Genomic DNA, 24551 nt, shown 5'->3' with positions numbered 1-24551 from the left:
TCTGCGGCCTCAATTGCTATAGATTGCCTGGATGAGTAAAGACTGCCCCGATGAGTATTAAACTAAACGGCATTAACTGCTTCTACGGCGCACACCAGGCGCTGTTTGACATCACGCTGAACTGCCCGGAAGGCGAAACGCTGGTTTTGCTTGGCCCAAGCGGTGCAGGCAAAAGCTCCCTTCTGCGTGTCCTTAATCTGCTTGAAATGCCCCGTTCAGGTACGCTGGCGATTGCCGGTAACCATTTTGATTTCGCGAAGACGCCGTCTGATAAAGCGATTCGTGAGCTGCGTCAAAACGTCGGCATGGTCTTCCAGCAATACAATCTCTGGCCGCACCTGACCGTCCTGCAAAACCTGATTGAAGCCCCGTGCCGCGTGCTGGGGTTAAGCAAGGATCAGGCGATCGCGCGCGCCGAAAAGCTGCTGGACCGCCTGCGTCTCAAGCCCTACAGCGACCGCTATCCGCTGCATCTTTCTGGTGGTCAGCAGCAGCGTGTGGCCATTGCCCGTGCGCTGATGATGGAGCCTGCGGTGCTGCTGTTTGATGAACCCACCGCGGCGCTGGATCCGGAAATCACCGCCCAGATCGTGAGCATCATCCGCGAGCTGGCGGAAACCAACATTACGCAGGTCATCGTCACCCATGAAGTGGAAGTGGCGCGTAAAACCGCCAGCCGTGTGGTCTACATGGAAAACGGCTATATCGTTGAGCAAGGTGATGCGAGCTGCTTCGCGAACCCGCAAACCGATGCCTTCAAAAACTATTTATCTCATTGATTGTGTCAGGGGAAATATAATGAAAAAAGTATTACTTGCCGTGCTGCTTGCTGGCGTTACCCTTTCCGCTACCGCAGCCCAGACCATTCGTTTTGCCACGGAAGCCTCTTACCCTCCGTTTGAGTCCATCGACGCGAACAACAAAATTGTGGGCTTCGACGTGGACCTGGCTAACGCCCTGTGTAAAGAGATCGATGCGACCTGTACCTTCAGCAACCAGGCGTTTGACAGCCTGATCCCAAGCCTGAAGTTCCGCCGTATCGACGCCGTGATGGCCGGTATGGATATCACCCCGGAGCGTGAAAAGCAGGTGCTGTTCACCACCCCTTACTACGACAACTCCGCCCTGTTCATTGGTCAGAAAGGTAAATTCACCTCTGTCGATCAGCTGAAAGGCAAAAAAGTCGGCGTGCAGAACGGCACCACGCACCAGAAATTCATTACGGATAAGCATCCGGAAATCACCACCGTTCCGTATGACAGCTACCAGAACGCGAAGCTGGATCTGCAAAATGGCCGTATCGACGGCGTTTTCGGTGATACCGCGGTCGTGACCGAGTGGCTGAAAGCCAACGACAAGCTGGCGCCAGTGGGCGACAAAGTGACCGATAAGGATTACTTCGGTACCGGTCTGGGGATTGCCGTTCGTCAGGGCAACACTGAGCTGCAGCAGAAATTCAACGCTGCGCTGGAAAAAGTGAAGAAAGACGGCACCTACGAAACCATCTACAAAAAATGGTTCCAGAAGTAATTCCTGATGAATGAAATTTTTCCTTTAGCAAGCGCCGCCGGGATGACCGTCGGCCTTGCCGTTTGCGCACTGATTATCGGCCTCGTGCTGGCGATGTTCTTTGCGGTGTGGGAATCCGCGAAATGGTTCCCCGTCGCCTGGACAGGCTCCGCGCTGGTCACCGTGCTGCGTGGGCTACCGGAAATTCTGGTGGTCCTGTTTATCTATTTCGGTTCCTCACAGCTGCTGCTTACGCTGTCGGACGGCTTCACCCTCAATCTCGGCTTTGCGCAGATCCCGGTGCAGATGCAGATTGATAACTTCGACGTCAGCCCGTTCCTGTGCGGCGTGATTGCTCTCTCCCTGCTCTACTCCGCGTACGCGTCGCAAACCCTGCGCGGTGCGCTGAAAGCCGTGCCGCAGGGACAATGGGAGTCGGGTCAGGCGTTAGGGTTGTCGAAATCCGCCATCTTTTTCCGTCTGGTGATGCCGCAGATGTGGCGTCATGCCTTGCCGGGGCTCGGCAACCAGTGGCTGGTGCTGCTGAAAGATACCGCGCTGGTGAGCCTGATAAGCGTTAACGATTTGATGCTGCAAACCAAAAGCATCGCCACCCGTACCCAGGAGCCGTTTACCTGGTACATTGTGGCGGCGGCGATCTACCTGGTGATCACGTTGCTCAGTCAGTACATCCTCAAGCGTATTGACCTGCGAGCGACGCGCTTTGAACGGAGACCAGGCTGATGCTTGAATATTTCCCCGAGTTGATGAAAGGGCTGCACACCAGCCTGACGCTGACCGTGGCGTCCATTATCGTGGCGCTGGTCCTGGCCCTTATCTTCACCATCATCCTGACGCTGAAAACGCCGGTGCTGGTGTGGATTGTGCGCGGTTACATCACCCTGTTCACCGGTACGCCGCTGCTGGTGCAGATCTTCCTGATTTACTACGGCCCGGGCCAGTTCCCGTCGCTGCAGGACTATCCGGTTATCTGGCATCTGCTCTCTGAGCCGTGGCTGTGTGCCCTGATTGCCCTTTCGCTGAACAGCGCGGCCTATACCACCCAACTGTTCTACGGGGCGATCCGCGCCATTCCGGAAGGCCAGTGGCAGTCCTGCGGGGCGCTGGGCATGAGCAAGAAAGACACGCTGGCAATCCTGCTGCCGTACGCCTTTAAGCGCGCCCTCTCCTCCTATTCCAACGAAGTGGTGCTGGTGTTCAAAAGTACCTCGCTGGCCTACACCATCACCCTGATGGAAGTGATGGGTCACGGACAGCTGCTGTATGGACGCACCTATGACGTAATGGTGTTCGGCGCGGCGGGCGTGGTGTACCTGGTGGTGAACGGTCTGCTGACGCTGATGATGCGCCTGATCGAGCGTAAAGCGTTAGCGTTTGAGCGCAGAAATTAACCACGCGAATGCATAAAACGGTATTCATAAAGCGGGTAACCTGATGGGTTATCCGCTTTTTTTTGCGATAAAAATAATACTTAATCATTTTTATTGCATATAAATTCATTAACTGGCATTGTACATCCAGGCCGCAGACACGGCGCATCAATAAGACAGACGGGAGCATTACAATGAAAAAGTTAGTTCTGGCCGCATTACTCGCCACCTTCGCCGCTGGCGCATCCGCTGCGGATAAAATCAATTTCGGCGTCTCCGCCACCTATCCGCCGTTTGAATCGCTGGATGCCAGCAACCAGATCGTTGGTTTCGATATCGACCTGGCGAAAGCGCTGTGCAAACAAATGCAGGCCGACTGCACCTTTACCAACCATGCTTTCGACAGCCTGATCCCGTCGCTGAAGTTCAAAAAATACGATGCGGTGATCTCCGGGATGGACATCACGCCTGAGCGCAGCAAGCAGGTCGCGTTCACCGACCCGTACTACGCCAACTCGGCGGTGGTGATTGCGAAGAAAGGCGCTTATACCTCTTTCGATCAGCTGAAAGGCAAACGCATCGGGATGGAAAACGGCACCACGCATCAGAAATACCTGCAGGACAAACATCCGGAAGTGAAAACCGTGGCCTATGACAGCTACCAGAACGCGATTATCGACCTCAAAAATGGCCGTATCGACGGCGTCTTCGGCGACACCGCCGTGGTGAACGAATGGCTGAAAACCAACCCGCAGCTGGGCACCGCAACGGAAAAAGTGACCGATCCACAGTACTTCGGTACGGGCCTCGGCATCGCGGTACGTCCGGATAACAAAGCCCTGCTGGAAAAACTGAACGGCGCGCTGAAAGCGATTAAAGCGGACGGTACGTACCAGAAAATCAGCGAGCAGTGGTTCCCGCAGTAACCTTTTTTGCCGGGTGACCTGGCCTACGGGGGTGGTAGTCTGTAGGCCGGGTAAGGCGAAGCCGCCACCCGGCAATTTCTCAAAGCGGCACAAAGAACCTGAACCGTGCCCCGCTCACCGACTCCATCAGCCTGATCCCACCGCCGTGCAGCTCCAGCATCCGTTTCACGATTAACAGCCCCAACCCGCCGCGATTCTCCCGCGAGGCCTGGGTATTGAGCGCCGACGGCCGCTGGAACAGATCGTCGCGCAGCGAGGCATCCACGCCCGTTCCGTTGTCAGCCACTTCGACCTGCAGCCGTTCATTCTCCTGCCAGACCGCCAGACGAATTTCCCCGCCAGCTGGCGTATGGCGCATCGCGTTATCGAGCAGGTTGGTCACCACGCGTTCGATCATCGACACATCGGCGTTTATCAGCGGCAGCGGCCCCGGCACGTCAATATGCAGATTGACCTCTCGCGTGCGGGCGGTGAGCTCAAACTTCTGCGCCACGTCGGAAATCAGCTCTCCCATCGCGAACCGCTCGCGCTGGGGTTTAATACCGCCGTGTTCAAGGCGCGCCAGCTCAAACAGCTGCTGCGAAAGATGCCGGACTTTTTGCCCCTGACGCAGCGCGGTGGCGAGATACTGCTGGTGCTCCTGCGGCGTCAGAGTGGCGGATTTGAGCGACAGGGTTTCGAGATAGCCCAGCAGCGAGGTCAGCGGCGTGCGGAGATCGTGCGAAATATTGGCGATAAACTCCCGGCGCTGGCGATCGCTGTCGGCCAGCTGATCCCACTGGCGGGTGATTTTGCACGCCAGCTCGATAAAGCTGTTGCGCAGGATTGCCACTTCATCTTTTGCCGCCGCGTCTGGCGTCTGTGCCGCCAGCAGCCTGATTGCGCTTATGCTGTCCTGCTCCAGCCCGGCGACCTCCACCGTCAGCTGTTTGACCGGACGCGTGACCCAGTACCAGACCAGCAGCCCTGCCAGCAGCCCAAACAGCGCGACCCACAGCAGTGACCACAGGACGGTACTCCACAGCGCCTTGTGCCAGGCCATTTCTGCCAGGGCGTTTGACTCCTCGCCCTGCAAGATAATGTACAGATAGCCTTTCAGCTCGCCGTCCTGCCGCAGCGGCGTGGCGCTAAAGACTTTTTGATTTTGACTGCGTGGATCGTCCCCCAGTACCGGCATGGCGGTGCCGCTCAGGAAGCTCTGCACCGGCGCCAGGTCGATTTTTTGCCGCTGAATATGGCCCGGCGGTGCGGCATCGGCGAGGATATCGCCGTCAGGAGAGATAACGTAGAGCTCAACGCTCGGATTAAAGGTCATCAGCCGGCCAAACAGCGGTTTCAGCGCGCTGCGGTCGACCCGGCCCTGCGCGTCCAGAATCGGTTCGCGCTGGACGATCTGCTGCGCCAGCCCACCCGACAAACGCTGCACCATCGCGTTACCGTACTGCATGCTGCTGTAGAGCTGTACCGCGCAGGCGACGGTGGCGCAGAGCATCATCAGCAGGATGAAGAGCAGCGTCAGGCGCTGGCTCAGGCTAAAGCGACGCATCATGCTGCGGCTCCGCAAATTTGTAGCCCTTGCCCCAGACGGTGCGAATGATCTCCGGCTCGGCGGCGTCCTTCTCAATCTTGATGCGCAGGCGGTTGATATGGGTGTTAACGGTGTGTTCGTAGCCCTCGTGCTGGTAGCCCCAGACCTGCTCCAGCAGCGCCAGACGGGAAAACACCTCGCCGGGATGACGGGCAAAGAAGTACAGCAGCTCGAACTCGCGCGGGGTGAGGTCCACCACCTGGCCGTGAAGCAGCACGCTGCGCGCCAGCGGATCGATGGTCAGCCCGTGGGCCTGAATGTGTCCGTCGGTTTGCGCCTGCCCCATCGCCTGCTGGCGACGAAACAGCGCTTTGATGCGCGCAATCAGCTCCTGCACGGAGAACGGCTTAGCCAGATAGTCGTCGGCGCCGGTTTCCAGCCCGGCGATGCGGTCGGTTTCGCTGCTGCGGGCGCTGATGATGATCACCGGCAGGTAGCGCGTCATCTGACGGATGCGGCGGCAAATCTCCAGACCGTCAACGTTGGGCAGCATCAGGTCGAGGATAACCGCATCCCACGGCTGTTTTTCAAGACGCTGCAGGGCGTTGCCCCCGTCGGGCTCGTGGGTGATGGCGTAGCCTTCGTCTTCTAAATTGAGTTGCAGAAGCGCCGCGATATCGTGGTCGTCTTCCACCAGCAGGATCTGCTTCATGGGTAAGCCTTCAATCATTTCTTATGAGGTAAGCTTACCTGATTTCGCCGGGATGAAGAGTTCACATTTTGTTTAAGATTTTACGAGCAACGTCAGCACTTCATAGTGCGCGGTATGCGGGAACATATCAAAAAGCTGAACGCGTTCAATGCGATAGCCCGGTAGGTGCGCAATGTCTTTCGCCATGGTCTGCGCGTTGCAGCTGGAATAGATGATGTACTCTGGCGCCATCTGGCTCAGGTAGTCGCACAGCGCATTGCCGATGCCGCGGCGCGGCGGGTTGACCAGCACCAGCTCAGGCACGTTGCCCTGGCCGGTCGCGAACTGCGTGGAGTCCAGCGCCTGGAAGTGCAGATTCGTTAACCCCAGTTCGGCGGCGGACTGTTTCGCGCAGGCAATCGCTTCGGCAGAGATCTCAATCCCGGTGAGCTGCATCTCCGGCGTCGCGCAGTGCAGCCCAAAGCCGCCCACGCCGCAGAAGAGATCCCACATATGCTGGATGTTTAACGCGCGAACCCAGTCGCGGGCGGTGGCGTACAGGCTGCTTGCCACGGTCGGGTTCGTCTGGAAGAAGCTTTGCGGGCGGATCCACAGCGGTACGCCGTTGAAATTTTCGGCCAGCGCGTGCTGGTCGGTGAAGAAAATCTCTTTATCCCCTTCCATAATCGCCATATGCACCGGCTGAATATTCGCCGTAATGACCTTTAGCTGCGGGAGTTGCGCCTGCAGCCACGGCAGCGCCGCGCGAAGCTGCGCCAGCTTGGTTTCAGAGCGCAGCACAAAGCGCAGCATCATGCCGCCGTCTTTCTGGCTTTCCGTCAGCAGAAGGTACTTCAGCTCGCCGCGCTTGCGGGCTACGCTGTAGGGCGTTAACCCCGCCCGCGCGATAAACGGCTTAAGCGCCGCAAAGACCGGCGCAAAGGAGGCGGGATACAGCGGGCAGTCGGTTAAGTCTTCCGGCGTGCCGTCGCGGTGCAGCATCCCCAGCAGCGGTTTTTCAACGCTGCCGCTGACCACCATTTTGGCTTTATTACGGAAACCCTGCTCCGGGCCGCTGACGGGTGCGCACCATTCGCCCACCGCGTGCGCTGCCAGCAGCTGTTGCAGGTCGGCCATTTTGGCGGTGAGTTGTTGAGAGACCGGCTGTTCTATCCACTGACAGGAGCGGCAGCGTCCGGCGTCATAGAGTGCGCACTGCATATGAAAACCTTAAGAATCACGAGGGCTGCGATTATACACATTATTGCAGGCGGAAGAACCGCCGACTGGAAGCCGGAACGAAGAGTAGAAAGAGCACCAGCATGTCCGGCAGTTTTTGCATAAACAGCGCGCGCAGGATCTCGCGTTTGGATTCACCGGCAATGCTGAACAGCTCCGGGTAGCCATACCCCAGCGAGGCGGCCCACAGATAGCTCGCCGCGGTAATCTGCGTCAGCAGATAGACCCAGCGCGCCCAGTTGCGCCCTTTGACCAGCGAAAACGCGCAGTAGATCTCGATAAACACCAGCACCAGGCTGCTCAAAAAGACCAGCGTAAGATTCCACGTCTGCACGCTGCGGTGAATGAATTCACCGATGCCGCGCACGCCCAGGGTATTCAGAATCATCAGCACGTCCAGGCAGCGGATCATAATAATGGCGAGCGCCGCCACCTGAACCAGTGCAGGTACGTTAGGACGCGCGTGCGTAATACGTGATTTTTTTAATAATCCCAATGTTTTACTTCCCTGAAAAACAGTGCCGCGTCATGCGCGGCACATCACTGGAAATTTTAAATCCTTCAGCCGCGTCTTGCACGCTGGATATCGCGCACGCGCTGTTTTTCCGCGCGCGCCATCAAATACCAGGCGATAAATCCGACAATTCCGACCACGCCGAGGATGATAGAGGCCAGGGCGTTGATCTCCGGGTTGACCCCCATACGCACGCTGGAGAAGACCAGCATCGGCAGCGTCGTCGCGCCCGGGCCGGAGACAAAGCTGGCGATAACCAGATCGTCCAGCGACAGCGTAAACGCCAGCAGCCAGCCGGAGATCACCGCCGGCATAATCATCGGCAGGGTGATGATGAAAAAGACCTTCAGCGGCGTCGCGCCAAGATCCATCGCCGCCTCTTCAATGGAGCGATCCAGCTCGCGCAGGCGCGAGGAGATCACCACCGCCACGTAGGCCGTACAGAAGGTGACATGCGCCAGCCAGATGGTGAGCATACCGCGATCCGCCGGCCAGCCGATGGCGTGTGCCAGGGCCACGAACAGCAGCAGCAGCGCGAGACCGGTGATCACGTCCGGCATGACCAGCGGCGCGGTGATCATAAAGGCGAAGCCGTTCGAGCCGCGAAAACGCCCGAAGCGCACCATCACCAGCGCGGCGATCGTGCCCAGCACCGACGCCATGGTCGCCGCCAGCGCCGCAATGGTCAGGCTCAACCCCACCGCGCTCATCATCGCATCATCGTGGAACAGCTCGCTGTACCAGCGCGTCGACCAGCCTGCCCAGACCGTCACCAGTTTGGAGCTGTTAAACGAGTAGATCACCAGCATCAGCATCGGCGCATACAGGAAGGTAAAGCCGATGACCAGGATCGCAATTCGCCACGGGGAGCGCACTACCGGTAAGTTGTTCATCCGTGGTCTCCCATCTGTTTCTGCTGATGCTTGTGGAACCACATGATCGGCACGATCAGCAGCAGGAGCATCACAATCGCCACCGCCGAGGCCACCGGCCAGTCGCGGTTATTGAAGAACTCCTGCCACAGCACGCGGCCAATCATGATGCTGTCCGGGCCGCCAAGCAGTTCCGGGATCACAAACTCCCCGACCGCCGGGATAAAGACCAGCATTGACCCGGCGATGATGCCGCCTTTGGTCAGCGGGACAATGACGCTGAAGAAGGTTTTTAAAGGACGCGCGCCGAGATCGAGCGACGCTTCCACCAGCGAATAATCAATACGCGTCAGCGCCGTGTAGATCGGCAGCACCATAAACGGCAGATAGGCGTACACAATGCCGATATAGACCGCGAGGTTGGTGTGCAGGATGGTCAGCGGCTGATCGATAACCCCGAGCCACATGAGAAAGTTATTCAGCACGCCGTTGTTTTTCAGGATCCCCATCCAGGCGTAAACGCGGATCAGGAACGAGGTCCACGACGGCAGGATCACCAGCAGCAGCAGGATGTTACGCGTCGACGGCTTGCTGTGCGCCACCGCCCACGCCAGCGGGTAGCCCATCACCAGACAGCAGAGCGTCGAGATCGCCGCCACCTGCAGCGACTGCAGATAGGCTTCGAAATAGAGCGGGTCGTCGGTGAGCTGCAGGAAGTTGCCGAGATTAAGCGTCAGCGTCAGCTGCCCGTCGGCCCAGTCCAGCAGGTTGGTATAGGGCGGGATCGCCCGCGCCATTTCCGCCAGGCTTATCTTGAAAACAATCAGGAACGGCAGTAGGAACAGCAGGATCAGCCACACGTACGGCATGGCGATCACCAGCTTGCGGCCGTGTTTCATCTGCATGCGCGTCAGTAAACCGGCAATGGCACCCGGCTTTTCTACGCGGGCTGGAGGTTCAAGTGTGCTCATGATCGCTCCTTATACCGTCAGCACGACGCAACTGTCAGCGTCCCAGCACAGGCGCACTTCGTCGCCCCAGGTCGGCTGCCCCTTGCGATAGCGATGTTCGTTCTGCAGCTGCGCGCTGAGCATCTGCCCACTTTTCAGGCGCACGTGGTAGATGGACAGATCGCCCAGATAGGCAATGTGCACCACTTCGCCGACGGCAAAATTATAGCCATCGGCAGGCGGATCCTCACAGAGCATGATTTTCTCCGGACGCAGCGCGACGTAGACCGGCACGTTATCCACCACCGAGTTATCAGGATCGACCTTAAGCGGATGCTGCAGCCCGGGCGATTCGATAACCAGGCCATCCTCCTGACGATCTTTCAGCAGCCCTTCGAAGACGTTAACCGAGCCAATGAACTCCGCGCTGTAACGGGTGGTCGGATGCTCATAAATCTCTTCCGGCTCGCCAATCTGCACGAACTTGCCGCGGTTCATGATCGCGATACGTCCGGCCATGGTCATGGCTTCTTCCTGGTCGTGGGTCACCATCACGCAGGTCACCCCCACGCGCTCGAGGATATCGACCACTTCGAGCTGCATACGGTCGCGCAGTTTTTTATCCAGCGCGCCCATCGGTTCATCGAGCAGCAAGAGTTTCGGGCGTTTTGCCAGGCTGCGGGCCAGGGCCACGCGCTGGCGCTGGCCGCCGGAGAGCTGGTGCGGCTTACGCTTCGCGAACTCCTGCATGTGTACCAGGCTCAGCATCTCGGCCACGCGCGCGGTAATTTCCGCTTTCGGCAGTTTGTCCTGCTTCAGGCCAAAGGCGATGTTCTGCTCCACCGTCATGTGCGGGAACAGCGCGTAAGACTGGAACATCATGTTAATCGGGCGCTGATACGGCGGCACGCTGGAGAGATCCACGCCATCAAGCATGATCTGCCCGGCAGTGGGCTGTTCAAAACCGGCCAGCATACGCAGCAGGGTCGATTTACCGCAGCCAGAGGCCCCCAGAAGGGCAAAAATTTCGCCTTTATAGATCGTCAGGCTGACGTCGTCCACGGCATGCTGGCCATCGAAAGATTTGGTGAGGTTACGTATTTCAAGAAGCGGGGTCAGCGCTTTACGGACTTTCGCCTGCGGGCGGGGGATCGCGTCATTCACGGGGTGTTCTCCGGTAGAGATCAAATCATGGTGCAGGCGCACCAGAACGGTGCGCCTGTTGCCGGGGGCGCTTCGCTTGCCCGGCCTGTGACTCACGGTAACTTATTTACCGCTTTTCACCTTGGTCCACGCGCGGGTACGCACGCGGTCGATTTTTGGATCCTGTACTTTCAGGGTGAAGAGCTTGGCGAACACATCCGCTGGCGGATAGATAGCCGGGTTATTGCGGATTTCTTCGCTCACCAGCGGCACGGAGGCCTTGTTACCGTTCGCGTAGTAAACGTGGTCGCTGATGTGGGCGATCACGTCAGGACGCATCAGGTAGTTGAGGAACTGATACGCTTCGTCTTTGTTTTTAGCGTCAGTCGGCATCGCGAAGACGTCAAAGAAGGCCAGCGCCCCCTCCTTCGGAATGAAGTAAGAGACGTTCACGCCGTTTTTCGCCTCTTTCGCGCGGTTAGCCGCCTGCCATACGTCCCCTGCCCAGCCGATCGCGACGCAGATGTCGCCGTTCGCCAGGTCGTTAATGTACTGGGACGAGTGGAAGTAACGAATGTTTGGACGCAGCTTCAGCAGCAGATCGGTCGCCGGGCCGGTGTAATCATCGGCTTTACTGCTGTTCGGGTCTTTACCCAGGTAGTTCAGCACGGTGGCGAAAATCTCTTCCGGCGCATCGAGGAAGGAGACACCGCAGCTTTTCAGCTTCTCAAGGTTTTCCGGCTTCAGCACCACGTCCCAGCTGTCCAGCTTCACGTCCGGGCCCAGCACCGCTTTGACTTTATCAACGTTGTAGCCGATACCGGTAGTCGCCCACAGGTAAGGCATGGCGTATTTGTTGTCCGGGTCATGCTTAGCCACCAGCTTCAGCACTTCCGGATCGAGGTTTTTCCAGTTCGGTAACTTGCTCTTGTCCAGCGGCTGGAAGACGCCTGCCGTCAGCTGACGCTCCAGGAAGCTTGCGGAAGGCACCACGAGGTCAAACCCGGTGCTGCCCGCCATCAGTTTTCCTTCCAGCACTTCGTTGGAATCGAACACGTCATAGACCACTTTAATGCCGGTCTCTTTTTCAAAATTTGCCACCGTGTCCGGCGCAATATAGTCAGACCAGTTATAAACGTGCAGCGTTTTTTGTTCCGCAGCGAGCGTGCCGGCAGAGACGGCCATCAGAGCACCCGCAACCAGACCCGATAACCATTTTTTATTCAAGGCGATCATAGTGTTATTCCTTCTGAAAGCTCGTTAACAAACGAACTAAAACTGTGCAATCTGAAGATATGCAATAATCATGCATAGTTTGTCGCTCTGCCCAAAATAAAAAGAAACCTCTTTACCCGGCAGTTTCCGCTCGCTTTTTTAAGCATCGCAAGAATAACTGTAGCCCGTGTCCCCGGCTATAGCCCAGACGAAAAAACGCCTTTTATCAATTTTTTATGCAGTTTATGTCTACGTGATAAGCCGAAACGGCCTTCAGGGAGGTGAATAATTCTTTAAAGAAAGGTTAAAAGCAGCAGAAAAAATGGCCTTCTGCAGCCGCCATGGCAGCGACTGCGCAAAAGTCAGACAGGCTTAGTGAAGAAAATTGGGAGATGCATCATTATTCTCTGCATCATCTTCCGCGCTATACAGCAGATGGTGTGCATTGGCTTCCATCATCACCATCGAAATTTGCTCTTCGCTCAAGCGCATAAACCAGGCGAACTGGTTGAACGACAGCCCTGCCCCGGAGAATAAAGACTGGCAAACGACCAGTTTTGGCAGATTATCATCCTGAATGTCGAGAAATGCCTTCACCGTCAAAGAACTGGCATTGATGGCCGACAGGTCGGAGGCCAGCGCCAGCAGCGCGGACGGCTTCACTTCGGCCAGCGCGGAGAAAAGGATCACGTCGTTAATGAGATCGATTTTGGCATCGAAAATGCCGTCGAAATTCTGCATATGAGGCAGATGCAGCGCCTGGCAGGAATCGCATTCGAAGAACGTAATTCCGGCATCATCAAGCCATTGACGTAACGTATCCAGTGTAGGTACGACCTGTAAATCCATCGCGATGCAGCCTCTTTAATAAAAACTTCGCATAGGGTACTCAAAAAGCGCGCGGTAATCCATTTAACCACCCGTTTTCAGACAGTAGCCCGGCGTGGCATGACGCTCGATCCATGAGATCATTTTACCCGCAATATCGACACCTGTGGTTTTTTCCACGCCTTCCAGCCCGGGCGAGGCGTTCACCTCCATGACCAGCGGCCCGCGCGTCGCGCGCAGAAGATCTACACCCGCCACGTCCAGCCCCAGGGTTTGCGCCGCTTTGACGGCAATTTCCCGTTCGCGATCGCTGATATCGGCTACATGCGCGACGCCGCCGCGGTGAAGATTAGAGCGGAAATCACCCTCTTTGGCCTGACGCTCAATGGCCGCTACCACCTCGTTTCCCACGACGAAGCAGCGGATGTCACGTCCTTTGGCCTCTTCAATATACTCCTGCACCAGAATGTGGGCATTCAGCCCGCGGAAGGCGTCAATCACGCTCTCCGCTGCCTGACGCGTCTCCGCCAGTACCACGCCAATGCCCTGGGTGCCTTCCACCAGCTTGATCACCAAAGGGACGCCGCCCACCATGTCGATCAGATCGCTGGTGTCGTCCGGTGAATGGGCAATCCCCGTGACGGGGAGATCGATCCCCTGACGAGCAAGGAGCTGCAGCGAGCGCAGCTTGTCGCGGGCGCGGGAAATAGCAACGGATTCGTTGAGCGGATAGCTGCCCAGCATCTCGAACTGGCGCAGCGCGGCGGTGCCGTAGTAGGTAATCTGGGAGCCGATGCGGGGGATGACCGCATCGAAATGCGGCAGCTTGCGGCCTTTGTAGTGAATCGACGAGGCGGCCGGGTCGATGTTCATGTAGCAGGACATCGGGTCGAGGATCTCAACCTGATGCCCGCGTTTCGCCGCCGCTTCTCGCAGGCGCTTACATGAATAGAGCGTTCCATCCCGGGACAATATGGCAATTTTCAACCTGCACCTCTCTGAAGACATGGAAAAAGCCTGCGTATCATATACGCAGGCAGGCACAGGATAAATGGACTATCGCGTCGCCCAGCCCTGTTTGTGCAGATAATCAAGAATAAACGGGCGATTTTCTTTAATGATGGTGCGACGAATATGGTCGGTCCAGGTATCACGACGGTTATTGCTGCCGCGCGTCATGTAGTAGTTCGCCAGCTCTTCATCGTATTGATTCAGGACATCCTGATCGACCGGCTGGTAGTGGTTTTCATGCACCAGCATCGTCGCAGGAATGCGCGGCTTCAGATCCGGGTTATCCGCAGGCCAGCCGAGGCACAGGCCGAACAGCGGCAGCACGTGTTTTGGCAGCTTCAGCAGCTCGGTCACGCTTTCGATGTTATTGCGCAGGCCGCCGATGTAGACACCGCCTAACCCCAGCGACTCCGCCGCCGTGAAGGCGTTTTGCGCCATCAGCGCGGTATCCACCACGCCCAGCAGCAGCTGTTCGGCCAGCCCCAGCTCGGCCTCAGGGCAGATCTGCAGATGACGGTTAAAGTCGGCGCAGAACACCCAGAACTCCGCTGCCTGCGCCACATGCTTCTGCCCGCCGGTCAGCGTCACCAGTTGCTCACGCATGGCCGGGTCGGTGATGCGGATAATGGAGGTGCACTGCAGGAAGCTCGAGCTCGAGGTCGCCCTGGCGCTGTCAATAATCGCGGCACGCTGCGCCTCGGTAATCGGCTCATCGGTGAAGTGGCGAATGGAACGGTGGGAACGGAGCAGGTCAATCGTAGGTGTCATCTTGTCTCTCTTTGTCGTGCTTAATACGTATTGCAGCCAGTATAGGCAATGATCTGCGCGATGTAATTGGCGAAACATAGCCTGACTGTATCAAAGCGACAGGCGAAACCTTCTTTAATGGCGGCAGGTTATCGGGCACTATATGTCCTATTCGCCGTCAGGCTTGTTTTTTGAGGAGAGAGAAATGTTTGCAGTAATTTTTGGTCGTCCAGGGTGCCCTTACTGTGTGCGCGCGAAAGAGCTGGCTGAGAAACTGACCGAAGAGCGCGATGACTTCAACTTCCGCTACGTGGATATCCACGCGGAAGGCATCACCAAAGCGGATCTCGAAAAAACCGTCGGCAAGCCGGTTGAAACCGTACCGCAGATCTTCCTCGATCAGAAACACATCGGCGGCTGCACTGACTTTGAAGCTTACGCCAAAGAGCATCTGGGCCTGTTTGCTGCCCAGTAATGAAATGAAAGGACGCCCTCACCGAGAGGGCGTTTTTATTTGTGGTGCCGTCGGTGCTGAAGCAGACTGCGCAAAAATAAGTAGCAGAGCGCGCCAAGGGCGCACCAGAATACGGCGCTCATCAACCATGCCAGCTCCTGCCAGAAACTCCGCGTTGATATATAGAGCAAGCGCATCAGCAGCAAACAGAGCGGCGCGGCCAGCATGGCGCCCAGCAGCGGCTTCACCACCTCCCCTTTACGGGAGAGAAAACTGGCAGCAGCCCCCGGCAGCGTAAAAAAGAGCAGCCCCAGCTCCGGATGACCCGACGCCCTGAATGCCCCTTTCACGTTAAAAGCAAGTGACATGCATACGACCGTGAACAGCAAAAAGCAGCTGATCACCCCCGCCCAGTTTCGTTTAGTGTTCAAACTATCCTCCTGACTTATCTCTATCAAATACACTTTCGTCGGGTAGACGCCCAGTCAGATAAAGCAATGCGGCAATCCTTGCCAAAGTACGCACAGGGTGATGCGATAATCAGTAGCTGTCAGTAGCTAATGCGATTAAACTACACGCCAGCTAATGTTTTAGGGAATAAAGCAGGAAACAGGGAGCGTTAACGCCTTTCCCTGACCCAGAAAACAGTAGCCCAAAAAGTCCTTTCATTCAACAACTTACTGGTAAACAAGAAGTTAGCCTCCGTGAATATAAACGTCGCAGACTTGTTAAATGGGAATTACATCCTGTTATTATTTGTGGTACTGGCGCTGGGCCTTTGCCTGGGTAAATTGCGCCTGGGTTCAGTTCAACTTGGTAATTCCATTGGCGTTTTAGTCGTCTCCTTATTATTAGGCCAGCAGCACTTCAGCATTAACACGGACGCGCTCAACTTAGGTTTTATGCTGTTTATTTTTTGTGTTGGCGTGGAAGCGGGACCGAACTTTTTTTCAATTTTCTTCCGCGACGGCAAAAATTATCTGATGCTGGCGCTGGTGATGGTCGGCAGCGCGCTGCTGATCGCGTTAGGGCTGGGTAAACTGTTTGGCTGGGATATCGGGTTAACGGCCGGTATGCTGGCAGGCTCCATGACCTCCACCCCCGTGCTCGTGGGTGCCGGTGATACCCTGCGCCATTCCGGCATGGCCGGCGCGCAGCTTTCTACCGCACTCGACCACCTGAGTCTTGGCTATGCCCTGACCTATCTGATTGGTCTGGTGAGCCTGATCGTTGGCGCACGCTACCTGCCAAAACTGCAGCATCAGGATCTGCAGACCAGCGCCCAGCAAATCGCCCGCGAACGCGGTCTGGATACCGATTCCAAACGTAAAGTCTATCTCCCGGTGATCCGCGCCTATCGCGTCGGGCCAGAGCTGGTGGCATGGGCTGACGGCAAAAATCTGCGCGAGCTGGGGATTTACCGCCAGACGGGCTGCTACATCGAACGTATCCGCCGCAACGGCATTCTGGCGAACCCGGACGGCGACGCGGTGCTGCAGATGGGCGACGACATCGCGCTGGTGGGTTACCCGGATGCCCACGCCCGTCTCGACCCGAGCTTCCGTAACGGCAAAGAGGTGTTCGACCGCGACCTGCTCGACATGCGCATCGTCACCGAAGAGATCGTGGTGAAAAACCATAACGCCGTGGGCCGCCGTCTGGCGCAGCTGAAGCTGACCGACCACGGCTGCTTCCTCAACCGCGTGATCCGCAGCCAGATTGAGATGCCTATCGACGACAACGTGGTGCTCAACAAAGGCGACGTGCTGCAGGTCAGCGGCGACGCCCGCCGCGTGAAAACCGTGGCCGACCGCATCGGCTTTATCTCGATTCACAGCCAGGTCACCGACCTGCTGGCCTTCTGCGCCTTCTTTATCGTTGGCCTGATGATCGGGATGATCACCTTCCAGTTCAGCAACTTCAGTTTCGGCATCGGTAACGCCGCCGGGCTGCTGTTCGCCGGGATCATGCTGGGCTTCCTGCGAGCCAACCACCCAACCTTCGGCTATATTCCGCAGGGCGCGCTGAACATGGTGAAAGAGTTCGGTCTGATGGTCTTTATGGCGGGCGTGGGCTTAAGCGCGGGCAGCGGGATTGGTCACAGCCTCGGCGCCGTCGGCTGGCAGATGTTGGTTTCCGGACTTATCGTCAGCCTGGTACCGGTCGTTATCTGTTTCCTGTTCGGTGCCTACGTGCTGCGCATGAACCGCGCCCTGCTCTTCGGGGCGATGATGGGGGCGCGTACCTGTGCTCCAGCGATGGAAATCATCAGCGATACTGCGCGCAGCAACATCCCGGCGCTGGGCTATGCGGGCACCTATGCTATCGCTAACGTGCTGCTGACGCTGGCGGGTACGCTGATTATCATCATCTGGCCAGGACTCGGATAACTCCTAAGAATGCGCGTGATGGAAAATATTTTTGTTACGCGCAGAACTTTTTTATCAGGGGGCAGTCATAACTAGTGCCACTGCTTTTCTTTGATGTCCCCAATTTGTGGAGCCCATCAACCCCGCCGTTTTGGTTCAAGGTTGATGGGTTTTTTGTTGTCTGCTATTTTATCCCTTATGAAACCGCGAGTTAGTTGAATCCATTGCTTTCAATGGCGACAAAATGGCGGCAAAAGATTTCAGCGTTTTCCATTCTCTATGTTTTTTATCGAACCAGTTCAACGGTGAAAGAGTGGATCTCGCTTATCATTTAGATATTGCTTAACTTAGACGACGGATTTGGACACTCGTGACCAAAAGCAGCAGTTACTGTTCTGTTTTTATCCAACCCTCGTAATTTCGTTAAGTTAACATAACTTTTTTTTAACAACTCACGAATGGTAGAGAATTTTTATGCAAGATAGCCCAGTTATCAAGCTACGTGACGCAAGAAGTTCTTGCTGGTCAATCATGGCTACAGTTTCAGCAAAAGATTATTTAGAGTTAGTCGAGGCATCCTATGCTAATGATGGTGGTTTAGATGGACAGCGACCAGCGATTAAATCAAAGACTGGTCTTAAAATAAGAAATAGATTAGTAAGAGACATTAAGGATGGTGCTGTTATTCCCCCCGTTGTTATTGGTGTCGTATGTACCAGGGATGATTATGATCTTTTGAGCGAAATCAATAATTCTAACGAATTGATCTGTGAGATAAAAAATAAAAACCTTGAAGTTAGTATTATTGACGGAATGCAAAGGACAACTGCACTCAAAGAAGCTAACGCGCAAGATAGTTTAGTTAGAGTTGAAATATGGATTTCAGAAAAAGTTGACACTCTGATTTATAGAATGCTTGTACTTAACACAGGACAGGTACCTTGGGATCTAAAAAGGCAATTAGATGTATTATATAAACAATTAATAACAAAAGTTAATGAAAGTGTGGGGAGCATTAGAATAATAACAGTGGGGGATAACTCCAGGAGAACTCAAGCTGGCACCTATAAAAGCTCACGAGTAGTCGAATTATTTTTAGCTTTTACATCTCGTTCAATAGATGTTGATATTAAAGATAAAATGGCGGAAGAGTTTTCAAAAATTGATATTACCGATGCTGCTTCAGATGCTGATTACTTCCCTCTTTTCTTAGATGCCATTAGATTGTTGGTTAATTTAGACGAGAAATTTGACAAAGTCACAAGGACAGATATTGACGCTGAGGAGGAACCTAGAATTAAATCAGGAAGAGACATATTCACATCAGCGCCCGGTTCTATCGGTTTTATTGTAGCTGTAGCCGAATATACTCTTGGTTATTCAGGTTTTGATTATGATTTAAATGAAGCAAAAAATAAGATGGAAGATTTGAAATCCAGAATGGATAAGCTTATTGCTTATATGGATAGTTTGAATAGTATTCAGTTAAATGAATTTGTAGACATACAAACACTAAATGAAGTTCTTTCGACAAGAACTAGAACTAGCCGGATTGGTGAATTAGAACGAAGCTATTATCTTAAAGCTTTTACTACCTTGTTTAAGCACGTTGAAGCTGTTATCGAAAATAATAGTATGTACCCATGTTGGCGAGTGATTTAATATGGCTGAAATGACTGATCTTAGTGGCCTGACTAAGAACGCAATGAATTACATGACAAACCAGTTTACAAGATGGTTTAATTCTAACTCAGGTGTTAATGCAGTCGAAAGAGTTATAGTCGTCCCCTGCGACCCTCAAGATCAAACAACTTTTAGGCCGCTAGCCCTTGAAGGTCGCGATTTTTTTAAAAATTGTCAGTGGGGAATTGCACTTCACAAAGACGATTATTATATTCTACAATTATTTTCTAATGATAAAGAATTCTTTATTTATTGGAATAAAGGCTTTGAATATAAAGACTCAACACATATGTATGCTGGTGTTGTAGAGGATGATTGTCACTTTTTATCACATTTAGTATTCTATACAGAGTTTAACATACAACCGTCAGGTCAGTTAAATTTAATTTTATCTGGTGAATATGTTTTCGAAGAAGAGTTAACTCAATTTCTTCCAAACCTTTTAACTCTTAGCCTTGAAAAACAATATACGAACGAAAAAACAGAGTTAAAAATCATAAGAGTTCTACTACACGTAGAACTACTTGATAAGAAGCATGAAGCTATACATGATAAAATTTTAGAGTTAGCTTTATCTTTACCGGAAGAATATCATGACTGGCTTTACTTCGAATTAATAAGGGCCATTCGGGCGAAAAAGCAAGATAGTATGTTTTTATGTCTCTATAAAATGCTTGAATTCTTCTTTCCATTGAAAAATGTTTTCAATTTTTCCGAACGCATCAATTTCGAAGGCTCCCCTATACAACTTTTAGAGCATTGCAGGAATGAACTGAATTGGAATGTTAATCATAATTATGGTCTGAGAGCAGCCAAGGAATATGCAAGTCATAACTTTTGCTCGTATCTTGGAATTGATACATCAGGTCTAGACGTTCTTCCTGAAGATGATAGAACGAAAAAAATTGACCAGTTAAAATCAGATGGGCTCGAAAGGCTAGCATTATTAAGACATTCTTTAACTCATCAGAACTTCAAAGACTCGGACATTAAGGAGGAAGAGATATCAAAATCGATTACTGCCACAATAATATTCTTGACAGAGTCATTCAAGGAATATGCACGTATTTTAGCTAAATAATAATAAGACAAGGATGTTTTACTTACCAACCATCCTTGTTTTTAAATACTATTCATCGACTACATTAATAATTTAATCTCTGTGAAATCAACCAATGGCTTGAACGAGTATGTCATCATGGCATACATATACACTATGGCTCTCAAGTCAAAAGAAATTGTTGGGCTCAAGGTGACTGAACGGAAACTCTGACAGGTTATTGTCATGTTTTTTCGGCGGCGCGGTATTTTTACTTCGATTCATCCAGTGCTCATATGCTGCTTTCAACGGTATAAGCCAGAACGGAAAGGGAACGGATGGCATCACGGGCACGATCAAGAATTTGTGTGCGGCGCGCGGCGGTCATGTGCTCAGTTGAAACGGCTTCCCCAGCGATCGCACCCACGTTTGCAGTGGCACTTAATGCGCAAAACTGCATGTTCGCTTCAGTGGCATTATTGACCGGAACGGATGGGAGGCAGTTAATCTGCCCCAGCATCCCATCCAATAAACGCGCATCTTCGGTATAATCGGTGATCGCCAGCAGCTCGTCACAGGTCAGGCGGTGCGGTTGAATCGGGTTCAACTTATTGCGCAGGATTTGCGGACGCATACCAACGGCAGCGGCCACTTCTTCCAGATTGTGCGACTGCGCAAACGCTCGGCAAGCTGCATCAAAATGTGCATGTTTGGAAGTTTGATAATCAAACATAGTATTATCCCTCGTAAGATTCCAAAATCGAACCAAGCATTTAACGAATTTCCAGATTGCACTCAGACAAAGCATCGACCGTCATTGCGACCAAGTTAATCATCACTTTTTCGCGTTTTTTATCTTTCCTTAACCTGTGCCGCAGAAGACGTCCATCTGCCAACATGTCATTGATTGTATCGATGGATAAACCGGTTAGTTCGCTGTAACGCTCAATTGTCACGTGTGGAGTTGCAATTGAGATTGAAATATGTCGATTCATGTAGCAAGATCCCAAATTGCCTTGCTTGTGGAGAGCAAGGGTTAAATGTGTTGAAGCGTGTAGATTGCAAAAGCAAACTCTGAAACGAAGATTAAGATCGCTTTTGGAATCTGTCAATCAAAATTAGATTCCCCCTGGAGTACTCATGGATTTCAATAGCGGCGGAAGACAAGCCATAGAACGTTTAGTCGAAGCGTATGGCTTTTCGACAAGACAAGCCCTGGCAGACCATTTGAAGGTTTCGAAAAGCACGCTTGCAACGCGATATATGAGAGACATTTTTCCCTCAGATTGGGTCATCACTTGCGCATTAGAAACCGGAGCATCTTTAGAATGGTTGACTACCGGGAATGGTTCAAAATTTGAACACTATAAAAGTGATGTTATTACTCTTGAAAAGAAGAAAATCATTGATGGTAATCTTTTCCCTGCTGGTAATGTCTTTTTCGATAAAGTAATTCTCCCAACGAATTTTAATAAGGTTATTATTATTGAAGATTCATCAATACTTTATATTGTTGAAGAAAATGATTTAGAACTTCATGACGGTATGTGGTTAGTAAACATGGATGGATTGTACAGCGTCAGGCATGTTGCGCGCATTGCTGGAAACAAGATTAGAATTTCGAATGATACGCTATCCTTCGATTGCGACAAGGATGCAATTCAGCTCGCCGGAAGTATTATTAAAACTATATCCTGAGGTGAAAAATGGAAGAACGCATATTTAAAATCATTGAAATAATTTTAACCTACGCATCTTGGCCGATATTAATTGGCTTACTTTGTTTCATCTTTCGAACGCAATTATCAAGTCTTTTAGATAAAATTATTGGTTCAAGAAACCTGAAAATATCGACTCCTGTAGGTAATTTTGAAGGCGAGTTTGATGTACCCACTAACTTACAAGTTGAGGTACGCCCAATAGATACAGAAAAATTAGACGAGAAAGAAGAAAAAGAAAAACCATCCAACTGGTGGTTTTTAGACGTTACTGAAGCTTTAGATGAAAACGATGAAGATAAGGCAAAATTAATTTTTGAAACATTTATAAAAGAAAACAAAGATAGTATTAATTATAATTTTGAACATTCATTCTTCCTTTTCAGACTTTATGAGCATAACCATTCAGAAACATTATTGAGTGAAATTTATAAAAAAATTGAAGCCAGTAATATCTACAATGACAAAAAAGATTATATAAATGCCTATATAATGTGTCTTGACTACACAGGTCAATATAAACGAGCAATACAATTTCTAATCAAGGAAATAGAAAAAACATCTGAAATGAAGGATAAAATAACCTTATCAATACGTTTATCAAGGTTATACATTACGGATTTAGATAATTTAAATGCTCGCAAAACAATTTTAAATACAATAAGCAAAGCTTTAGATAACAAAAATGAAAACCTTGATGATGATTTATATCATTGCTATGTTCAATTAGCTGCTATCGAAAGTGCTGATGGTAATAAAGTACATGAATCATTATGTCTTGATAAAGCCCTTGAATATAACCCAACAAATAAAGAAACACTTTTTTCGTCAGCATTCACCTCAATTGACTCTCCGCTTGATAGTATTCAGATCGCTAACTACAAACAGTTACTTAATCTTGAACCCGAACATTCTGCAGCGCTTAACAACTTAGGAGTAACAGCGCAAAATTTAAATTTAAAAGGTATCGCAACTAATTTATGGGCATCCTCAAGCCATACAGGATTTTCCTTAGCCAAGGTTAATCTCGGTTTCGTTTTGTTAGAGTGTGGCTATCTTAAAGCTGCTGAGGAATTGGCGAATGAAGCATTAAAAGCTGAGAAACCGCATGAGAATGTCCATCAACTGCTTATGAAAATTAGCAAAGAAAAAGTTAGCGAAGAGAAGAAATGGAAAGACGCAATAACTTACTCGAAGAAGATCCAAAAAGACCTGAGGAATTACGTCCACTATTATTACAGTGAACGCAGTACCATTCCATCCAACGATATTTGGCTCGATGAAAGTGGAATGGAGGTAAAGCTATTAGTTACAGAATCAATGTATAAATTCGTATGGCTTCATGAGGCCTTTGATATTAATTATACATCTTCAAACATCAATGGCACTCTTAATGGATTTTATTCAAAAAAGAAAAAAGAGGACTCTCATTCAACGACCCTTCTATCACTGAATCCTAAGACGGTATCAGGGCAATGCTATGGATATTTTGACATTAAAAATAATTGCCTGATTATTTTCTCAGCAAAAGTACAAGATGAAATTTATACCGTCCTAAAACCGAAAGATTAAGCATGCAAATGTTTGTTCTACAAATAACAAACATTTACACTGTACATTCATACAGGTAAAATAACCTCTTACAGTGTAGGAGGTTTGCTTTGTCAATTCGTAAATTAAGTAGTGGTAAATGGATATGTGAATGTTATCCATTTGGTAGAAGTGGACGGCGTGTGCGTAAACAATTCGCTACTAAAGGCGAAGCTAGCGCTTTTGAACGCCACATGATGGCTGAGACTGAGGCTAAACCTTGGTTGGGTGAATCAGTGGACCGTCGAACTCTGAGGGACGTTGTTGAACTCTGGTTCAAACTGCACGGCAAATCCCTAGCCGCTGGCGAACATGTTTACGATAAGCTGGTCCTGATGGTCGATGCACTCGGAAACCCTCTCGCTACTGATCTCAGCTCAAAATTATTCGCACATTACCGTGACAAACGCCTGACGGGTGAAATCTACTTTAGCGAGAAGTGGAAGAAAGGAGCCAGCCCGGTAACTGTAAACCTTGAACAAAGCTACCTGAGCGGTGTTTTTAGTGAGCTGGCCCGACTTGGAGAATGGACTGCACCGAACCCGCTGGAAAATATGCGTAAGTTCACTATTGCCGAAAAGGAAATGGCCTGGCTAACGCATGAACAAATTACAGAGCTTCTGTACGACTGCCAACGCCAAAGTGTCCTCCTCGCTCTGGTCGTTAAGATCTGCTTGAGTACCGGTGCGCGCTGGCGCGAAGCGGTGAATTTAACTCGCTCCCAGGTCACAAAGTACCGAATCACATTTGTAAGGACCAAAGGCAAAAAGAACCGCAGCATTCTATCAGCAAAGAGCTATATGAGGAAATCATAGCCTTGGACGGATTCAGATTCTTTACTGACTGCTATTTCCAGTTTTTATCAGTAATGGATAAGACCTCTATCGTACTCCCGCGCGGGCAGCTCACCCACGTCCTGCGCCATACATTCGCAGCACACTTCATGATGTCCGGCGGGAACATTCTTGCCCTTCAGAAAATTCTAGGCTACCACGACATAAAAATGACCATGCGCTATGCTCACTTGGCTCCCGATCACCTTGAAACCGCCCTGCGCTTTAACCCGTTAGCTATTTTGCCAAGTGGCGACAAAGTGGCGGCAGCGGTTGGCAGTAGCCCGTAATCGCCACTCCT

24 protein-coding genes and 2 pseudogenes are annotated in these 24551 nt (G+C 51.8%); 12 read left to right on the top strand and 14 right to left on the bottom strand.

What is annotated here, in order from left to right; translation table 11 throughout:
* The first annotated feature begins 50 nt into the window (after window positions 1–50).
* The 5 genes from artP to artJ all read left to right on the top strand — a co-directional run bounded on the left by artP (window position 51) and on the right by artJ (window position 3826).
* Window positions 51–779 (top strand): arginine ABC transporter ATP-binding protein ArtP, encoded by a 729-nt coding sequence (artP, locus tag AC4IC4_RS06990; protein WP_023310942.1) that lies wholly within the window; start codon window positions 51–53, stop codon window positions 777–779.
* 19 nt (window positions 780–798) lie between these two features.
* Complete coding sequence (artI, locus tag AC4IC4_RS06985; protein WP_048990934.1) at window positions 799–1530, top strand: arginine ABC transporter substrate-binding protein ArtI; 732 nt, start codon at window positions 799–801, stop codon at window positions 1528–1530.
* Window positions 1531–1536: 6 nt separating this feature from the next.
* Window positions 1537–2253 (top strand): arginine ABC transporter permease ArtQ, encoded by a 717-nt coding sequence (gene artQ / locus AC4IC4_RS06980; protein ID WP_024907846.1) that lies wholly within the window; start codon window positions 1537–1539, stop codon window positions 2251–2253.
* A complete protein-coding gene (gene artM, locus AC4IC4_RS06975) occupies window positions 2253–2921 on the top strand; it encodes an arginine ABC transporter permease ArtM (protein WP_032649287.1) in 669 nt (222 codons plus the stop codon). The genes artQ and artM overlap by 1 nt, the downstream gene beginning before the upstream one ends.
* 173 nt (window positions 2922–3094) lie before the next feature.
* A complete protein-coding gene (gene artJ / locus AC4IC4_RS06970) occupies window positions 3095–3826 on the top strand; it encodes an arginine ABC transporter substrate-binding protein ArtJ (protein WP_021240923.1) in 732 nt (243 codons plus the stop codon).
* 79 nt (window positions 3827–3905) lie between these two features.
* Here the strand turns inward: artJ and AC4IC4_RS06965 are convergent, their stop codons facing one another.
* The 11 genes from AC4IC4_RS06965 to nfsA form a co-directional block, all read right to left on the bottom strand.
* Window positions 3906–5375, bottom strand: a complete 1470-nt coding sequence (locus AC4IC4_RS06965) for a sensor histidine kinase (RefSeq protein ID WP_491472426.1) — start codon at window positions 5373–5375, stop codon at window positions 3906–3908.
* Entirely contained in the window at window positions 5359–6066 is a 708-nt protein-coding gene (locus AC4IC4_RS06960) for a response regulator transcription factor (protein WP_491472425.1), read from the bottom strand. Before AC4IC4_RS06960 ends, AC4IC4_RS06965 begins: the two co-directional genes overlap by 17 nt.
* A gap of 72 nt (window positions 6067–6138) precedes the next feature.
* Window positions 6139–7266, bottom strand: a complete 1128-nt coding sequence (gene rlmC, locus AC4IC4_RS06955) for a 23S rRNA (uracil(747)-C(5))-methyltransferase RlmC (RefSeq protein WP_491472424.1) — start codon at window positions 7264–7266, stop codon at window positions 6139–6141.
* Between the two features lie 40 nt (window positions 7267–7306).
* Window positions 7307–7780 (bottom strand): YbjO family protein, encoded by a 474-nt coding sequence (locus tag AC4IC4_RS06950; RefSeq protein WP_024907853.1) that lies wholly within the window; start codon window positions 7778–7780, stop codon window positions 7307–7309.
* Between the two features lie 65 nt (window positions 7781–7845).
* The gene (gene potI / locus AC4IC4_RS06945; RefSeq protein WP_023310934.1) at window positions 7846–8691 is read right to left on the bottom strand and encodes a putrescine ABC transporter permease PotI; all 846 of its coding nucleotides are present in this window, start codon (window positions 8689–8691) and stop codon (window positions 7846–7848) included.
* Window positions 8688–9641 (bottom strand): putrescine ABC transporter permease PotH, encoded by a 954-nt coding sequence (gene potH, locus AC4IC4_RS06940; protein WP_061715675.1) that lies wholly within the window; start codon window positions 9639–9641, stop codon window positions 8688–8690. Before potH ends, potI begins: the two co-directional genes overlap by 4 nt.
* A 9-nt stretch (window positions 9642–9650) precedes the next feature.
* Window positions 9651–10784 carry a putrescine ABC transporter ATP-binding subunit PotG gene (gene potG / locus AC4IC4_RS06935; RefSeq protein WP_024907855.1) on the bottom strand — a complete coding sequence of 378 codons (1134 nt, stop codon included), beginning with the start codon at window positions 10782–10784 and terminating at the stop codon, window positions 9651–9653.
* A 102-nt stretch (window positions 10785–10886) separates the two neighbouring features.
* The gene (gene potF, locus AC4IC4_RS06930) at window positions 10887–11999 is read right to left on the bottom strand and encodes a spermidine/putrescine ABC transporter substrate-binding protein PotF (protein ID WP_024907856.1); all 1113 of its coding nucleotides are present in this window, start codon (window positions 11997–11999) and stop codon (window positions 10887–10889) included.
* A 351-nt stretch (window positions 12000–12350) separates the two neighbouring features.
* Complete coding sequence (locus AC4IC4_RS06925; RefSeq protein ID WP_491472423.1) at window positions 12351–12827, bottom strand: YbjN domain-containing protein; 477 nt, start codon at window positions 12825–12827, stop codon at window positions 12351–12353.
* Between the two features lie 63 nt (window positions 12828–12890).
* On the bottom strand, window positions 12891–13793 hold the full coding sequence (rimK, locus tag AC4IC4_RS06920; RefSeq protein WP_491472422.1) for a 30S ribosomal protein S6--L-glutamate ligase: 903 nt from the start codon (window positions 13791–13793) through the stop codon (window positions 12891–12893).
* A gap of 69 nt (window positions 13794–13862) precedes the next feature.
* Window positions 13863–14585: a nitroreductase NfsA gene (gene nfsA, locus AC4IC4_RS06915; protein WP_491472421.1), complete on the bottom strand. Its 723-nt coding sequence runs from the start codon at window positions 14583–14585 to the stop codon at window positions 13863–13865.
* 184 nt (window positions 14586–14769) lie between these two features.
* On the opposite strand from nfsA, the gene AC4IC4_RS06910 reads away from it, so the two are divergent.
* On the top strand, window positions 14770–15039 hold the full coding sequence (locus tag AC4IC4_RS06910) for a GrxA family glutaredoxin (RefSeq protein WP_006809455.1): 270 nt from the start codon (window positions 14770–14772) through the stop codon (window positions 15037–15039).
* A gap of 35 nt (window positions 15040–15074) precedes the next feature.
* On the opposite strand, the gene AC4IC4_RS06905 is transcribed toward AC4IC4_RS06910, so the two are convergent.
* A complete protein-coding gene (locus AC4IC4_RS06905; RefSeq protein ID WP_491472420.1) occupies window positions 15075–15449 on the bottom strand; it encodes an inner membrane protein YbjM in 375 nt (124 codons plus the stop codon).
* 273 nt (window positions 15450–15722) lie between these two features.
* Between AC4IC4_RS06905 and AC4IC4_RS06900 the strand changes: the two genes are divergently transcribed.
* The 3 genes from AC4IC4_RS06900 (at window position 15723) to AC4IC4_RS06890 (ending at window position 20151) form a co-directional block, all read left to right on the top strand.
* Entirely contained in the window at window positions 15723–17408 is a 1686-nt protein-coding gene (locus AC4IC4_RS06900; protein WP_014169303.1) for an aspartate:alanine antiporter, read from the top strand.
* A gap of 453 nt (window positions 17409–17861) precedes the next feature.
* Entirely contained in the window at window positions 17862–19049 is a 1188-nt protein-coding gene (locus tag AC4IC4_RS06895) for a hypothetical protein (protein ID WP_491472419.1), read from the top strand.
* A gap of 1 nt (window position 19050) precedes the next feature.
* Window positions 19051–20151 carry a hypothetical protein gene (locus tag AC4IC4_RS06890; protein WP_491472418.1) on the top strand — a complete coding sequence of 367 codons (1101 nt, stop codon included), beginning with the start codon at window positions 19051–19053 and terminating at the stop codon, window positions 20149–20151.
* A 253-nt stretch (window positions 20152–20404) separates the two neighbouring features.
* Here AC4IC4_RS06890 and AC4IC4_RS06885 read toward each other — a convergent pair.
* Together AC4IC4_RS06885 and AC4IC4_RS06880 are read right to left on the bottom strand one after the other, a co-directional pair.
* A pseudogene (locus AC4IC4_RS06885) lies at window positions 20405–20842 on the bottom strand (phage regulatory CII family protein); the annotation flags it as partial.
* A gap of 40 nt (window positions 20843–20882) precedes the next feature.
* On the bottom strand, window positions 20883–21104 hold the full coding sequence (locus AC4IC4_RS06880; RefSeq protein ID WP_058692145.1) for a hypothetical protein: 222 nt from the start codon (window positions 21102–21104) through the stop codon (window positions 20883–20885).
* A 145-nt stretch (window positions 21105–21249) separates the two neighbouring features.
* On the opposite strand from AC4IC4_RS06880, the gene AC4IC4_RS06875 reads away from it, so the two are divergent.
* The 3 genes and pseudogenes from AC4IC4_RS06875 (at window position 21250) to AC4IC4_RS06865 (ending at window position 24540) form a co-directional block, all read left to right on the top strand.
* A complete protein-coding gene (locus AC4IC4_RS06875; protein WP_491472417.1) occupies window positions 21250–21807 on the top strand; it encodes a phage repressor protein CI in 558 nt (185 codons plus the stop codon).
* An 8-nt stretch (window positions 21808–21815) separates the two neighbouring features.
* On the top strand, window positions 21816–23399 hold the full coding sequence (locus AC4IC4_RS06870) for a tetratricopeptide repeat protein (protein ID WP_491472416.1): 1584 nt from the start codon (window positions 21816–21818) through the stop codon (window positions 23397–23399).
* 89 nt (window positions 23400–23488) lie between these two features.
* Window positions 23489–24540 (top strand): annotated as a pseudogene (locus AC4IC4_RS06865) (phage integrase).
* The last annotated feature ends 11 nt before the right edge of the window (window positions 24541–24551 follow it).

This window comes from Enterobacter sp. Taxon_2, assembly GCF_058355295.1.
This window is presented reverse-complemented; position numbering and strand designations above follow the sequence as displayed.

Coding starts and splice junctions, on each gene's coding strand:
- artP (WP_023310942.1), top strand. CDS start 51: ATGAGTATTAAACTAAACGGCATTAACTGCTTCTACGGCGCACACCAG.
- artI (WP_048990934.1), top strand. CDS start 799: ATGAAAAAAGTATTACTTGCCGTGCTGCTTGCTGGCGTTACCCTTTCC.
- artQ (WP_024907846.1), top strand. CDS start 1,537: ATGAATGAAATTTTTCCTTTAGCAAGCGCCGCCGGGATGACCGTCGGC.
- artM (WP_032649287.1), top strand. CDS start 2,253: ATGCTTGAATATTTCCCCGAGTTGATGAAAGGGCTGCACACCAGCCTG.
- artJ (WP_021240923.1), top strand. CDS start 3,095: ATGAAAAAGTTAGTTCTGGCCGCATTACTCGCCACCTTCGCCGCTGGC.
- AC4IC4_RS06965 (WP_491472426.1), bottom strand. CDS start 5,375: ATGATGCGTCGCTTTAGCCTGAGCCAGCGCCTGACGCTGCTCTTCATC.
- AC4IC4_RS06960 (WP_491472425.1), bottom strand. CDS start 6,066: ATGAAGCAGATCCTGCTGGTGGAAGACGACCACGATATCGCGGCGCTT.
- rlmC (WP_491472424.1), bottom strand. CDS start 7,266: ATGCAGTGCGCACTCTATGACGCCGGACGCTGCCGCTCCTGTCAGTGG.
- potI (WP_023310934.1), bottom strand. CDS start 8,691: ATGAACAACTTACCGGTAGTGCGCTCCCCGTGGCGAATTGCGATCCTG.
- potH (WP_061715675.1), bottom strand. CDS start 9,641: ATGAGCACACTTGAACCTCCAGCCCGCGTAGAAAAGCCGGGTGCCATT.
- potF (WP_024907856.1), bottom strand. CDS start 11,999: ATGATCGCCTTGAATAAAAAATGGTTATCGGGTCTGGTTGCGGGTGCT.
- AC4IC4_RS06925 (WP_491472423.1), bottom strand. CDS start 12,827: ATGGATTTACAGGTCGTACCTACACTGGATACGTTACGTCAATGGCTT.
- nfsA (WP_491472421.1), bottom strand. CDS start 14,585: ATGACACCTACGATTGACCTGCTCCGTTCCCACCGTTCCATTCGCCAC.
- AC4IC4_RS06910 (WP_006809455.1), top strand. CDS start 14,770: ATGTTTGCAGTAATTTTTGGTCGTCCAGGGTGCCCTTACTGTGTGCGC.
- AC4IC4_RS06895 (WP_491472419.1), top strand. CDS start 17,862: ATGCAAGATAGCCCAGTTATCAAGCTACGTGACGCAAGAAGTTCTTGC.
- AC4IC4_RS06890 (WP_491472418.1), top strand. CDS start 19,051: ATGGCTGAAATGACTGATCTTAGTGGCCTGACTAAGAACGCAATGAAT.
- AC4IC4_RS06880 (WP_058692145.1), bottom strand. CDS start 21,104: ATGAATCGACATATTTCAATCTCAATTGCAACTCCACACGTGACAATT.
- AC4IC4_RS06875 (WP_491472417.1), top strand. CDS start 21,250: ATGGATTTCAATAGCGGCGGAAGACAAGCCATAGAACGTTTAGTCGAA.
- AC4IC4_RS06870 (WP_491472416.1), top strand. CDS start 21,816: ATGGAAGAACGCATATTTAAAATCATTGAAATAATTTTAACCTACGCA.